This is a genomic window from Ruegeria sp. B1 (assembly GCF_056535885.1).
Genome location: NZ_JBQFJA010000001.1, coordinates 1573208 through 1587061, shown reverse-complemented (window position 1 = coordinate 1587061; position 13854 = coordinate 1573208). Strand labels below are relative to the sequence as shown.

Genomic DNA, 13854 nt, shown 5'->3' with positions numbered 1-13854 from the left:
GTTTTCGCTTTTTTCGCCACAATACGGCGGGAAATCCTAGGTTTTGCGTCGGGAAAACACCAAACTGGTAAAAACGCGAGGAAACAGAGATGACCCAAACCAAACAGATCATCGGCGGCGCGCTGGAAATCGGCGGTCGCGTTCTGACACTGTCCCGCGCCATTCGCGCAGGGGACTTTGTTTTCCTCACCGGACAAATTCCGGTGCGCGACGGTGCCGTGTTGACCACTGGAGGCATAGAAGAGCAAACTCGTGCCGTTCTGGACGACATCCAGGCAACACTGGCCGAGGCGGGGTGCGAAATGGCCGATGTGGTCAAAGCCATGGTGTGGTTGCGCGACCGGGCAGACTTCCCCGGCTTCAATACGGTTTACGGCGAGTATTTTCCGAAAGAGCCGCCCACCCGCTCTGCCATTGTCAGCGACCTGCTTGTCGATTGCCGGGTCGAGGTCGAGGTCGTCGCCTACAAACCCCAGTCGATGCAGGCAGCGCATGACTGAGCAACTGCCTGACGGAACTACCGTAACCTCGACAGGTCCTGAGCACGCGCCGGCGGTAGTGCTGATTCACGGTCTGGGTCTTAACCGGGATTGCTGGCAGTGGACTGCGCCCGCCCTTTTGGAAGCCGGTTTCAGGGTCATAAGCTACGATCTCTACGGGCACGGCGGCAGTGCCCCGCCGCCGGACGAACCATCGCTGATGCTGTTTTCCCGGCAGCTGTCCGGCGTGCTGGATCACTGCAACTGCGACCGAGCAGCCATTGCCGGTTTTTCGTTGGGCGGCATGATCGCTCGGCGCTTCACCAAGGACTATCCGAACAGGGTCGCCGCACTGGCCATCTTGTTTTCGCCCCACAAGCGGAAACCCGAGGCACAGGCTGCGATCCTGCAACGAGTCGCGCAAGCCCTTGAAAGCGGGCCAGGCACAACGGTCGAGGCGGCTTTGGAGCGGTGGTTTACCGCCGCCCACCGCGCGGCCTACCCCAAGCAGATGGATCTGGTCCGCAGCTGGGTTCTGGCCAACGATCCGGCTATCTATCACCGCATTTACCGTGTTCTTGCGGATGGGATCGAAGAAATCGTGGCCCCCAGCCCGGCCATTGGCAGCCCTGCGCTGGTGATGACCGGAGAGGAGGATTTCGGCAACGGCCCCGAAATGTCGCACGCCATCGCCAGCGAAATCGCAGGTTCCGAACTGCATATCCTAAAGGGCCTAAGACATATGGCCCTGGCCGAAGATCCACAGGCCGTCAACACCCCTCTCATCGCCTTTCTGAAACGGGTTCACACACGGAGCGTCACAAAATGACCGCAGCCACCCAGACAAATGGCATCCTGAATGGCATCCGGGTCATCGACCTGTCACGCATGCTGTCCGGGCCCTATTGCACGATGATGCTGGCCGATCACGGTGCCGAAGTGATCAAGATCGAAGGCGCCAATGGCGACACCAGCCGGTCCAACGGACCTTGGCGCGACGATGATCCCGAGCGGGAAATGGCCGGGTATTTCGTCAGCCTGAACCGAAACAAGAAAAGCGTGCAGTTGGACCTGAAAACCGCGGACGGTCAGGAGGCGCTGAAACGCCTGGTTGCCAGCGCCGATGTGGTGGTGGAGAACTTCCGCCCCGGCGTGATGGAGCGGTTAGGCCTTGGGTATGAAACTCTGGCCCAAATCCGTCCCGGGCTGGTCTATGCTGCGATCCGGGGGTTCGGCGACCCGCGTTCTGGTGAAAGTCCCTATGCCCATTGGCCCTCGTACGACATCGTGGCCCAGGCAATGGGCGGTATCCTGTCGCAAACCGGTCCTGATGCCGAAACCCCCTGCAAGGTCGGCCCCGGTGTCGGCGACGTGTTTGCCGGCATGATGATGAGCTTCGGTATTATGGCGGCCCTGCGCCAAGCCGAAGCGACAGGCGAGTCGCAGTTCATTGATGTCGGCATGTATGACGCGATCCTCAGCCTCTGCGAACGTGCGGTCTATTTGCACGATATAGAAGGAAAAATTGCAGGCCCCGAGGGCAATGACCATCCGCTTCTCGCTCCTTTCGGCCTGTTTCCAGCAAGCGACGGTCAGGTAGCGATCGGGATCGTCGACGACAGCTTTTGGCAAGCATTGGCCCAGGCCATGGACCGACCGGATCTGGCCACCGACCCAAGGTTTGTCACGCGGGCCGAGCGAGCACAGCATACGGCGGCTCTGCGGCAGGAAGTATCCGCCTGGACCGCGAACCGCAGCAAGGCCGAACTGACGGCGGCCCTTGGCGGCGTGATCCCTTTTGGCCCACTCAATACGGTTGCGGATATCTTTGCCGATCCGCATGCCGCCGCACGTGGCCTGCTGACAGAAGTACCACATCCTGATCCGGCGGCGCGTCCGTTCACCGTTGCAGCCAATCCGCTGCGGTTCGGCAGCGCCCCCCTGCCCGCCCCGCAGGCCGCCCCGCTGCTTGGCGCACATACCGAGCACTATCTCTCGGAGATCGAGCCGCCCCGGATGAGCGATGAAAGTAAAAGGGCGCTGCGCACCGCATTCGGTGCCTTTCCGACCGGGGTGACGGTTGTCACCACTCGCCAGCAAGACGGCACACCACGCGGGTTCACGGCCAACTCGTTTACCTCGGTATCGTTGGACCCGCCGATGCTGCTGGTCTGCCTGGCCAAGACCGCCCACAGTTGCGAGGTTTTTACTCAGGCGCCGCATTTCGCGATTAACGTTCTGTCAGAGGCGCAAAAGGAGGTTTCCAACCTCTTTGCTTCGCGCAGCCCCACCAAGTTCGATCAGGTCAGCTGGCGCCCGGGTCCTGCGGATGCACCGCTTCTGGACGACACATTGGCCTGGTTCGAATGCGCGCGGCACCGGCTGGTTGATGCGGGCGATCACCTGATTCTGATCGGAGCGGTGGCAGACTTCGATACCTCAGACAGCAATCCGCTGGGGTATCATCGTGGCGGCTATTTCTCGCTCGGCGTCGGCGACACTCTGGTCGAGGCAGCAGCCAAACATGGCCCCATGCGGCTGAGCGTCTTGTTGCGTATCGGCGGAGAGGTATTGCTGCGACAAGAGCCGGACGGTTCGGTTTCCGTACCCAAGGCCCCTCCGGGCACCGCGACGCAAGAAGCCTTTCTAAGCCATCTTTCTGCGCTGGGACTGACCCCGGGCGCCCAGGCGCTTTATGCGGTTTATGACGATATCGATGCGGGAGTCCTGGGCGTAGTCTTCCGCGGCACTGCCACAGGCAAGGTCCCGCCCGGGCATCTGCTGTTCCCGATCCAAGGCATCCCCCTGGATCGCGTTCAGGATCCCGCCGAGCGCAGCATGCTGGAACGGTACGCCGAAGAATCCAAAATCGAGGATTTCGGGATCTACCAAGGCACAACGGCCAGCGGAACCGTGCACCAGCTCTCACCCACCTGACATTATAAACCAAGGAGACTACATGCTTCCCGAACTGCGCAAAATCGTCACCTTTGACGAAGATATTTACCGTGACGGCGACAAGGCTGCAGACCCGGTTCTGCGGATGATCGGGGTCGCTGCGGTTGTCCGGAATCCCTGGTACGGCAAAGGCTATGTCGAGGATCTAAAGCCCGACATCAATCGCATGGCGCCGGTTCTGGGTCAGGCGCTGACCAACCGGCTCACTGATCTGGCTGGCGGCGCTGACAAGATCGAGGCTTATGGCAAGGCCTGCGTTGCCGGTTCCGATTGTGAACTGGAACATGCCTCGGCGCTGATCCACACACTGAAATTCGGTAACTTTTATCGTCAGGCCGTTGGCGCGAAGTCCTACCTTGGGTTCACCAACACCCGCGGGTCGGCGGGCATTCAAATCCAGGTGCCGATGATGGACATTCACGATACCGGCCGACGATCACACTATCTGACTTCACAATTCTCGATTTATGATGCCCCGGCGCATGATGAGCTTGTTGTCGCCCTGGCCGGCGCCACCGGCGGCAGACCGCATCACCGTATCGGTGATCGCTATTCTGATCTCGAGGAAATCGGCGCCGACGTCCACAATCCTGCCGGAGTCTGACAATGTTCTTGTTGGGCGCACAGGACAAGACCTAGACGCCTCGTACAGTCCGGCACCCCATACGCGGGCTGAATCGGTTCAGCCCGCTTTTCAATCTTGCACCACGAGGTAAAGCTTACACAGGCGCTGGTTCGCCGTAGGGCACATTGACGCCGCCATAACGCCGCAACCGGATATTGCATTGTTCGGCATGACCGACGAAACCCTCCAACATGCACAGGCGCGATCCGTATTCCCCGACCAGAGTGGCCGCCTCGTCCGTTGTGACCTTCTGATAGCTGTGGGTTTTCAGATACTTGCCCACCCAGAGGCCGCCAGTATACCGCCCTGCCTTCTTGGTCGGCAGCGTATGGTTGGTTCCGATCACCTTGTCGCCATTGGCAACGTTGGTGCGTGGACCCAGGAATAGTGCTCCGTAACAGGTCATGTTGTCCAAAAACCAGTCGTCGCGGTCGGTCATCACCTGCACGTGCTCCGAGGCGATGTCATCCGCAACCTTGAGCATTTCGTCATACGTATCGCAAACAATCACCTCGCCATAGGTATCCCAGCTGGCACGCGCCGTCCCAGCGGTGGGCAGGATATCCAGTATCCGGTCGATCTCGGCCAGCGTATCCTCGGCCAGTTTGAGCGAATTGGTCAGCAAGACACAGGGTGAGTTATAGCCGTGTTCAGCCTGACCGAGCAGGTCGGTGGCGCACAGTTCGGCATCGGCGGCAGTTTCATCGGCGATCACCATGGTCTCGGTCGGTCCAGCGAACAGGTCGATGCCGACGCGACCGAACAATTGGCGCTTGGCCTCGGCCACAAAGGCATTACCGGGACCCACCAGCATATGCACCGGGTCGATGGTTTCGGTCCCGATGGCCATGGCGCCAATCGCCTGTATGCCGCCCATGACATAGATTTCATCGGCGCCGCCCAGATGCATCGCCGCGATCACGCCCGGGTTCGGTTTGCCCTGAAAAGGCGGGGTGCAGGCGACGATGCGCGGCACGCCGGCAACCTTAGCGGTGGCAACCGACATATGCGCCGAAGCCACCATCGGGAACTTACCGCCGGGGATGTAGCAACCCACCGACTGAACAGGGATGTTGCGATGACCCAGGATCACACCGGGGAGCGTCTCGATCTCGATATCTTTCATCGAGTCACGCTGCGCCTTGGCAAAGTTGACTACCTGTTCCTGGGCGAACTTAATATCGGCCAGTTCCTGCTCGGAAAGCTGTCCGATCAGGGCGTCGATCTCCTCCTGACTCAGGCGAAAGGAGGCGGGCGAATACTTGTCGAACTTCTCGGACAGGTCGCGCACCGCCGCATCGCCGCGCGCCTCGATGTCTTTCAGAGTTGCTTCTACAACAGCGCGGGTCTCGGCATCGTCCTCAGCCCGGTCCGCCTCTGGCTTGCCGCGTTTGAGATACTCGATGGTCATGGTTCGGTTCCTTTACATTGATGAGGCGGGCGGCCCCGCCGCCCCGCAGAAGGGTTACAGGCCGTAGCCTAGGAACAGGCGCGGTAAGGCAAGTGTGAGCCAAGGCACAAACGCGATGATCAAAAGCGCCACGATCATGGTCAGGACCCAAGGGAAGATCTTGCGGGCAATCCTGTCATAGGGCACCTGGCCCACCTGTGCCGCCATGAAGAGGTTGGCCCCCAGCGGCGGGGTGACAAATCCGATGGCCAGCGCAACGATCATCACAATGCCGAAATGCACCGGGTCTACACCAAGCTGCAGCATGATCGGCAGCAGGACCGGGGTCAGGATCACGATGGCCGCAAGCGTCTCGAGAAAGGTCCCCACCACCAGCAAAAGGACAATGGCAGCCAGAAGGACGATCATCTTGCTCTGGGTCAGCGACAACACAAATTCTGCAAGTTCCGAGGGAATTTTTTCAAGCGCGATGATCCGACCGAAGGACACCGAGGCCCCGATGATCACCAGCACGGCGGCCACCAACATGGCCGATTCCAGCATCATCTTGGGAATGTCGCGCAGCGGCAGCTCGCGGTAGACAAAGCAGCTGACCAAAAGGGCGTAGACCACGGCGACAGCCGAGCTTTCGGTGGGTGTGACCACGCCAGAGTAAATTCCGCCCAGCACCACCAGCGGCATGGCGAGCGCCAGTTTTGCATCGTTTAACGCGGTCCATATACTGCCCTCGTAGACATGCGCCTCACCCCGCTCTGCGTCCCGGCGCCGATGCAGGACGTTGTAGACAATCAGCGTCAGCGCGATCACGATACCCGGAACGATCCCCGCCATAAAAAGCGCCGTGACCGACACACCGCCCGCCACCGCATAGACGATCATCACCACCGAAGGCGGGATCATCACCCCAAGACCACCGGCCGAGGCGACCATAGCCGCCGCATAGGCGCGGTCATAGCCGCGCTGCACCAGCGCAGGGATCATGGCGAGGCCGATGGCCGCCACGGTGGCCGATCCTGTGCCCGAGATGGCGGCAAAGAACAGACACGACATGATTGTGACCGTGCCTAAGTCGCCGGGGGCGCCGCCAAAAGCGCGGTCGGCCACAGCGATGAGGCGTTTGGAGATCCCGCCATGCGCCATCATCGACCCGGCCAAAGTAAACAGCACAACCGCAATCAGGGTGAAACTATCAATCCCCGAGACCAGCCCAAGCGCATACATATCGGGACTCAGAAACGGAATATAGGCGATGGCCAAAAGGCTGGCGGACCCCAGGGCGATGCCGATCGGCACGCCTATGATCAGGAGCAGAAAGAAGCTTCCGAAGAGAATAGCAGTTGTCATAAATCAGACGTCCGTTTGCGGGCCGAGGCGGGTGTCGCCCAAAGCCACCACCCGATACAGCGAATGCGTCAACCGCAGCACGCTGAGCGCGCCGGATATAATGATCGCGGCGTAAAGCACGCTCAGCGGCCATTCCGTCGAGCTGAGAATCTTGCCGCGATCCAGCGCCTGGTGAGTGATGACGACGCCCAACCAGCAGACCACAACCGAGTAGATCAGAAAGATCAGTTCGGCGAGCGCAAAGACCCAGCGGCGCAGGGCTTCAGGCAGCATGTCCAGAACCACGGTCACCCGCATATGGCGACGTTCCCGGATGGCATAGCTGACCCCGAAATAGATCATATACACAAAGCAGAAGCGGGCCAGTTCATTCGCCACCGCAATGGATGTGGAGAAGGCGAAGCGCGCGATCACATCAGCAAAGACCAAAACGATGATGGCACTGAGCATGGTGACAATCACCACCGGCTCGAACCATTTCTCGAGTCGTCGCATTCGCCTTCCTCCCTCTTTTCCGGCGTTTAGTTGGACACCGCCGACATAAAGGTGTCGTAGAACTCGTCACCCACCTTGGCGCGGATATCGGGCTCAATGGCGCTATTCATAGTTTCGCCCAGACGCTTTTTGTCCTCGGCCGGCAATTCGTTGACGGTCAAACCAGCCTCTTTCAGCTCTTCCAGCGTGGCCGCGTTTGCCGCCGCCGTCAGTTCGCGCTGTTTCAGAACCGTCTCGCGGGCAACCTCGTCGATCAGCGTGCGGTCTTCATCGGACAGGCCGTTGTACCAGTCGAGATTGGCCATCCACAGTTCCGGCCAATAGATATGCCCGGTCAGCGAAACATGGTCTTGCACCTCGAAGAAACGCTCGACAGTCATCGACGAGAGCGCGCTTTCCTGGCCGTCAATCAGACCCTGTTGCAACGAGGAGTAGATCTCGCCCCAAGCCAGCGGCACCGGCACGGCATCCACCGCGCGCCAAGCCTTGATGGCAATCGGATTGTCAGCGGAACGCATGCGCAGACCAGCAAATGCCTCATAGCTGTCCAGCGGTGCGCGCGAGTTGGTGAAGCTGCGGAAGCCCAGTTCCATGAACCCCATGTTCTTGAGACCGCGCTCTTCCATCGCGGCAGAGATGGCCTGTCCAGCCTCGCCATCCAGCAGTTCACGCGCCTCATCCTCGCCTTCGAAGAGGAGGAACTGGTCGAGAATGGCCAACTGATCGACAGCCGCGCTCAGGTGCACCGAGGCGCCGGTGGCCATGGTAATGTTACCCGACTGCACAAGATCGGTCATTTCCTTGACGCTGCCGATCTGACCGCCAGGAAAGATCTCGACTTCGATACCGCCATCCGAGCGCTTTTCCAGCTCTTCCTCGAAATAGGCCAGCGCCTGATGGATCGGCGAGCTTTCCGGCGTGGCGTGACCGATACGGATGGTCGTGTCTGCCTGGGCGGCGCTGGCGAGCAACGCGGCAATGCCGACGGCGAATACGGTGGTCTTGATCATGAGTCCTCCCCTTTTGGGTCAACTTGACTCGTCGGGCGTAATAATCCCGGGCCGAGCCCGTCCTATGTCACCCCCGCCGAACCAGCGGGGCTGTTTCTATGAGCCGGCCACAGCAGGTGCCACCGCGAGGTGACTACCCTGTGCGCATAAGCGGTTCACATCGCGCCTTCTATGTGTGAATCGGTTCTGTATCAATAAGAAATGCAATCGAATGCAAAAATTGCATTCAAAAAATTGCCTTTAATAAATTGAATAGTATGCAAAATACCTGTGACAATTTGTCAAAACGTGAGAAAATGCAATATTAATGCAAACGTTTGCTTAGATAGCCTTATGCCCGGGATGAACGGGGACTGACCCACGCCCTGCACACCCCTTCAAAAACACCACTAACCGTGCCGACCCGCGGTCCAGCCGCTCTTGCCGATGGTCCGCTCCGCACTGTCGCGGGGCGCATCCTCCAACGTGGTAGCAAGCGTGTCGTTCCACCGGTTCATGAAGCCCATGACCGAGACACAAGCCAGAAGCTCCACGATCTCATCATCGCTGAAGTGCTGGCGCATCTCCCCGATCATCTCACCGGTGACAAGATTGGGGACCGAGGCCGCCGCCATCGCAAAGCGCAGCGCGGCACGCTCGAGCTCGGTAAACAAATCGCTGGTCTCGAACTCCCATATGGTCGCGATCTTGCGTTCGTCCTCGCTCAGATCGTCGACGAGACGCGCGGTATGGGCCTGGCAATAAAGGCACCCAGCGGCATAGCTGGCGATATGCTGCACCATGCGGCGCAAGATCACCGGTGTCGTCATCTCGGGGTTTTGGATCACCGCGTCCGACAAACGGACAAATGCGGCGCCCACCGCAGGTCGGCGCGCCATGACCTTCATTGAATTGGGCACAAACCCCAACACCTCTTCCCGTGCCTTCAGAAAGGCGCGTGTGTCGTCTGTATAGGTCTCGGGATCAGCGGGCGGGATGCGGGTCATGCCGCCCCCCGCTTGGCACTGCGGGTTTGCCAGGTCACGTTCATCTCGACATCGGCGCTTTCGAACAGGTTCATGACCGGGCAGCGTTGTTCGACATTGCGGCGCAGAAGTTTCAGCCGCTTGTCGCTCTCGTCGGTCTCGATCTCGATCACCATCTCAACCGAGGTGAAATAAGGCCGCACGCCCCTGACCCCCCGGGCTCCGCGCATGTCGGCGGTCCCGGTGCATTCAATGTCCAGATCGGTGAATCTGAAACCGATAGCCTCTGCCACCAGCTTCAAAACAACGCTTTCACAACCAACAAGTGCGCCGAGCAGGGATTCGAGCGGCGTTGGGCCGAGATCAGACCCTCCCTTGTGCTCGGGTTCGTCGATAATCCAGCGGTTGTTGCGGCTGTTAATCGAGACGACAAAACCGTCCTTGAGGCGCGACGTCACCCGGGGGCGCACCAATGTCGGCGTGTCTGTGTTTTCGATGCTGGGTGGAATCTCGTATGCGTCGCTCATGTCAAGCCCTTCAGAACATTGCCAGACCGGTCATTGCGGTCGGGATGCGGTAAACCGAGGTGGAGGCGGTGATGTAAAGCGTCCGAAAGTCCGGCCCCCCGAAACAGAAATTCGTGGATTTTTGCGGGGTCAGAATCACGCCGAGGCACTCCGCATCGGCATTGAACAGATGTACGCCCCCTGGACCATTACACAGAATGTGGTCGTCGGTGGTGGTTTTCATTCCGTCCGGAACGCCCTCGCCCTCGCCGGTGACGTCGGCCCATATACTGTTATTGGTCAGCTTGCCCTCCGCCGTGACATCCATCACCCGGATATGTCCGCCCCAGCTGTCATTGACGAAAAGTCGGCTTTCATCCGCAGACATGCACAGCCCGTTCGGCTGCTGGAAATCGTCCGCGACCAGATCCAGCGTCCCGTCCGGGTCCAGACGGAACACGCCCTGATATGGCAGCTCCTGATCACGTAGAATGCCCAGATCCTCGCGGATGCGCCCAAAACTGGGGTCCGAGAACCAGATCCGGCCCTTACTGTCGCAGATCACGTCATTGGGGCTGTTGAGCGCCTTGCCGTCATAATGGGTGGCCAGCGGCACCACCTGCTTTCCACCATGTTCATGCCGCACAAGCTGGGACGACGCGTGTTCGCATGAGATCACGCGGCCTCGATGGTCGAAAAAATTGCCGTTGGCCTGGTTCGAAGGGGTTCGGAACACTTTGAGACCCTCGGCCTCGCTCCACTTGTACTGATGGCTTTCCTGGATGTCGGAAAAAATCAGCCAATGCTCTTGCGGGTGCCAGATCGGCCCCTCGGTAAAGCCGAAGGAACCGGCGATTTCTTCGAGACGGCTGTTGGGCGGAACCGCCTCGGTAAAAGCGTCGGAACGGATGTCGAATGGCATGGGCATCTCCATGGGTCAGCCCGCCCCGAGAACGAGGTTGGGCAGAAATAGCGTGATGGATGGGAAAATGATCAGCAGCGCCACAGTCAGTATGTCGATCAGGACAAAAGGCCAGATGGCGCGAAAGATGCTGGCGATGGGAATGTCGGGTCGCACTCCCCCCACCACATAGACGTTGAGGCCGACAGGCGGGGTGATGAACCCGATCTCGACCATCTTGATAACCAGGATGCCGAACAGGATCGGGTCGATGCCCAGCTCGACTATCGCCGGAAAGATGACCGGCAGCGTCAGCAGCATCATGCCCGAGGCGCTGAGGAACATGCCCAGAAATGCGTACCCGCACAAGATCGCAACCAGGATCATCGTTGGCGAGAATGGCAGGGCGACCAACCATTCCGCGATTTCCGTTGGCAGGCGGGTGAAGGCTAGAAACCGGGCAAAGATGAACACGCCCCAAAAGGTGGAAAAGATCATCACCGTCAGTTTGGCTGTTTCGACCAGCGACGCCTGCAAGTCCGAAAAACCGATCCGACGACGCGCCAGCGCATAGGCAAAGACGATGGCCGCCCCGGTTGCTCCGGCCTCCGTGGGTGTGGTCCAACCGGTGGACATGCCGCCCAGGATCATCAGCATCACAAGGATTATCGGCATCACGTCCAGCAGGGACTTTCCGCGTTCAGACCAGCCGATGCCGGTGATCGGGCGTCCCAGGTCGGGATTGGAGGCAAAGCGCAGCAGGATGAACCCGGCGTAGAGCAGCGCCGAAAAGACACCCGGAATGAACCCAGCCAGCAAAAGCCGCCCGATGCTTTGATCCACGATTGCGCCATAGACCACCAGTGCAGCCGAGGGCGGGATGAGCGATGCCAGCGTGCCCGCGGCGGCCACGGCAGCAGCCGAGATCGACGGCGCGTATTTCAGCTTCAGCAATTCGGGGATCGCGACACGGGCAAAAACCGCCGCCGTCGCCTGGCTGGCGCCGGACACCGCGCCAAAGGCGCCTGCCGCCATAACTGTCGAAACCGCCAGCCCACCGGGCATCCACCCGATCCAGGCCTTGGCAGCCCGATAGGCCCCCTGGACCATGCCCGAGCTGCTGGCCAGAAAGCCGATCAGAATAAACATCGGCAGGACGCTGAACAGATAGTTCGAGCCCGCCGAATGCGGGATGATACCGGCGATGTTGACCGCCACCGGCCAGCCCTTGAGCGCGACAATGCCCAGAAAGCCGGTGATTGCAGTCGCAAAGACGATATGCACGCCGGTCATCACCATGACGACCAGGGCGAGAAAACCCAAAGCGCCGATTGTCGAGGGATCCATGATGTGTCCTTACGCGTCCATGTCTTCAAGCGGGTTCGGAGGCTGCGGCACCCCGATTGGCGCAAGCCGGTCGTTCAGCACGAGGCGTCCGAAAACCCAGATTTCCAGTGTCAGCCGCAGGGCCAGAATGCCTAGCCCCACGGGGGCCGCAAGTTTAGAGGGCCACGTGGGCAGGCCGACGCCAAGGGTGGTGTCGCCCAACGTCCAGGCCCGCGTGAAATGCGTCCATGTGCCGGGCAGGATGGCGAGAACGACAAACAGCGCGATCAGCGTGGCAAACAGATGCGTCGCCCAACCCAATCGCCCGCGAGCCATTTTTTGCAACATGTCCATGCGAATATGTCCCGCCTGCCGGTAACAATAGGAAATGCACAGCAGGCTGAAGGTCGCCATCGCCATGGATATGAAATCGATCTGCCCCTGGATCGGCGCATTGAAGAGACGCCGCATCAGAACCTCGGCCGTAACCAGCAACATGATGACAAAAATTGTCAGCCCCGCGATCCAGGCAGTCAGGTACTCGACCCGCATAAGGGCCTTGTCCAGCTTTTCAAGCATCAAACCCTCCGGCGCGCCCGCGTGCAGACGCCACGTTCACAAGATTTTCGGGCGGGGCATGCCGGAGCACGCACCCGCCCTGGGGAGGATTATTGGCCGGCATTCAGCACAAGGTCGAGCATCTCCTGACCGGGAAGCCCTTTGCCCTCCAGATCAGCCACATAGGCATCCCAAACCGGCTGAGCCGCATCCCTACGCAGGGTTTCGATCATCTCCTGCGTGACCTGCACATGGGTCAGGTTGCGCTTTTCCAACTCCGGCTCGTATTGCGCCGCCGCATTCATCTGGGCCTTTATGGTTTCCGCATTGGCGTACGCCTTGGCGTCTGCCAACAGCGCCTTCATATCATCCGGCAGTGCGTCATAGGCCATTTCGTTGCCCACCAACGTCACATGCGCCGTCCCTGCCGCCATGCCGGTGGTGTACCAATCAGACAATTCATATAGCTTGTAGCCACCATGCGCAGAAGGTGTGGCCGCCACCGCGTCGATCACCCCGGTCTGAAGCGCATTGTACTGCTCGGGGCCGCTGACATTCACAAGGCTTGCGCCGTAGACCGCCAGCGCGTTGCCGATACCGCTGGTCGCTTTCATGCGCATGCCGTCAAAGGACTCCAGACCGCTCGGTGCGTCACCCTTGCCCATGACTTCGTAGTTCGGCTGAACTACGGTCATCATCGGTACAACACCCCATTTTGCGAACTCTGCCTTCACATGCGGGTTCTCATAGACCATGTCCGCCACGGCCAGCCGGTCCTCCATGGTCGGGATCGGCAGGAACGGCAGATCAAGAACCGACAACAATGGGTTCTTGCCGGGGTGATAGCTGGAGATCACGTAACCCAGCTCGAACGCCCCGATCGACACATTGTCCAGCACTTCGCGGGTCGGCGACAGCGTGCCATTGTGCACGGTGATTTCCATCTTGCCGCCGCTGTTTTCGTTGACGTACTCTGCAAAGCTTTCGCCCGCGACGCGGAAGGCCGGGCTGCCGTAAAGGGCAAGATCCCACGAAATGTCCTGCGCATGTACGCCCGACGCCAAGAGTGTCAGAGCCACCGCAGAGCCAAAGGCTTTGATCGATTGGGGTTTCATACGTTTCCTCCCGTAAAGTGATCGCGTCAATGATCGCGCGTTCATTTTATTTGCAACACACCTCGATTAAATGTCAAGTAAGCTATTTTTTATTTACGATAATTGAATGAACGCGCTTTCATAAACTACCCTAGACATGCACGACCAACCGCGTCATTATC

14 protein-coding genes are annotated in these 13854 nt (G+C 59.7%); 4 read left to right on the top strand and 10 right to left on the bottom strand.

Annotated elements, in window-relative coordinates:
- Positions 1-89: 89 nt before the first annotated feature.
- Genes ACR3ES_RS07610 through ACR3ES_RS07595 form a run of 4 tightly spaced genes read left to right on the top strand, consistent with a single transcriptional unit; the run spans position 90 to position 4041 of the window.
- Positions 90-500, top strand: a complete 411-nt coding sequence (locus tag ACR3ES_RS07610) for a RidA family protein (RefSeq protein ID WP_170428810.1) — start codon at positions 90-92, stop codon at positions 498-500.
- Positions 493-1308, top strand: a complete 816-nt coding sequence (locus tag ACR3ES_RS07605; protein ID WP_170428807.1) for an alpha/beta fold hydrolase — start codon at positions 493-495, stop codon at positions 1306-1308. The genes ACR3ES_RS07610 and ACR3ES_RS07605 overlap by 8 nt, the downstream gene beginning before the upstream one ends.
- Positions 1305-3416, top strand: a complete 2112-nt coding sequence (locus tag ACR3ES_RS07600) for a CoA transferase (RefSeq protein ID WP_170428804.1) — start codon at positions 1305-1307, stop codon at positions 3414-3416. Before ACR3ES_RS07605 ends, ACR3ES_RS07600 begins: the two co-directional genes overlap by 4 nt.
- A 22-nt stretch (positions 3417-3438) precedes the next feature.
- Positions 3439-4041, top strand: coding sequence for an amino acid synthesis family protein (locus tag ACR3ES_RS07595; protein WP_170428802.1), 603 nt, complete (start codon positions 3439-3441; stop codon positions 4039-4041).
- A gap of 115 nt (positions 4042-4156) precedes the next feature.
- Here ACR3ES_RS07595 and hisD read toward each other — a convergent pair whose 3' ends face one another.
- The 10 genes from hisD to dctP all read right to left on the bottom strand — a co-directional run bounded on the left by hisD (position 4157) and on the right by dctP (position 13693).
- A complete protein-coding gene (gene hisD, locus ACR3ES_RS07590) occupies positions 4157-5473 on the bottom strand; it encodes a histidinol dehydrogenase (protein WP_170428799.1) in 1317 nt (438 codons plus the stop codon).
- A gap of 54 nt (positions 5474-5527) precedes the next feature.
- The gene (locus ACR3ES_RS07585) at positions 5528-6817 is read right to left on the bottom strand and encodes a TRAP transporter large permease (protein WP_480425136.1); all 1290 of its coding nucleotides are present in this window, start codon (positions 6815-6817) and stop codon (positions 5528-5530) included.
- 3 nt (positions 6818-6820) lie between these two features.
- On the bottom strand, positions 6821-7312 hold the full coding sequence (locus ACR3ES_RS07580; RefSeq protein ID WP_170428793.1) for a TRAP transporter small permease: 492 nt from the start codon (positions 7310-7312) through the stop codon (positions 6821-6823).
- Positions 7313-7338: 26 nt separating this feature from the next.
- A complete protein-coding gene (locus ACR3ES_RS07575) occupies positions 7339-8322 on the bottom strand; it encodes a TRAP transporter substrate-binding protein (protein ID WP_170428790.1) in 984 nt (327 codons plus the stop codon).
- A gap of 389 nt (positions 8323-8711) precedes the next feature.
- Positions 8712-9308 (bottom strand): carboxymuconolactone decarboxylase family protein, encoded by a 597-nt coding sequence (locus ACR3ES_RS07570; RefSeq protein WP_170428788.1) that lies wholly within the window; start codon positions 9306-9308, stop codon positions 8712-8714.
- Positions 9305-9814, bottom strand: coding sequence for an OsmC family protein (locus tag ACR3ES_RS07565; protein ID WP_170428785.1), 510 nt, complete (start codon positions 9812-9814; stop codon positions 9305-9307). Before ACR3ES_RS07565 ends, ACR3ES_RS07570 begins: the two co-directional genes overlap by 4 nt.
- A gap of 10 nt (positions 9815-9824) precedes the next feature.
- A complete protein-coding gene (locus tag ACR3ES_RS07560) occupies positions 9825-10715 on the bottom strand; it encodes an SMP-30/gluconolactonase/LRE family protein (RefSeq protein WP_170428782.1) in 891 nt (296 codons plus the stop codon).
- Between the two features lie 15 nt (positions 10716-10730).
- Positions 10731-12041, bottom strand: coding sequence for a TRAP transporter large permease (locus ACR3ES_RS07555; RefSeq protein WP_170428779.1), 1311 nt, complete (start codon positions 12039-12041; stop codon positions 10731-10733).
- Positions 12042-12050: 9 nt separating this feature from the next.
- Positions 12051-12599: a TRAP transporter small permease subunit gene (locus tag ACR3ES_RS07550; protein ID WP_170428776.1), complete on the bottom strand. Its 549-nt coding sequence runs from the start codon at positions 12597-12599 to the stop codon at positions 12051-12053.
- Positions 12600-12688: 89 nt separating this feature from the next.
- The gene (gene dctP, locus ACR3ES_RS07545) at positions 12689-13693 is read right to left on the bottom strand and encodes a TRAP transporter substrate-binding protein DctP (RefSeq protein ID WP_170428774.1); all 1005 of its coding nucleotides are present in this window, start codon (positions 13691-13693) and stop codon (positions 12689-12691) included.
- Between the last annotated feature and the right edge of the window lie 161 nt (positions 13694-13854).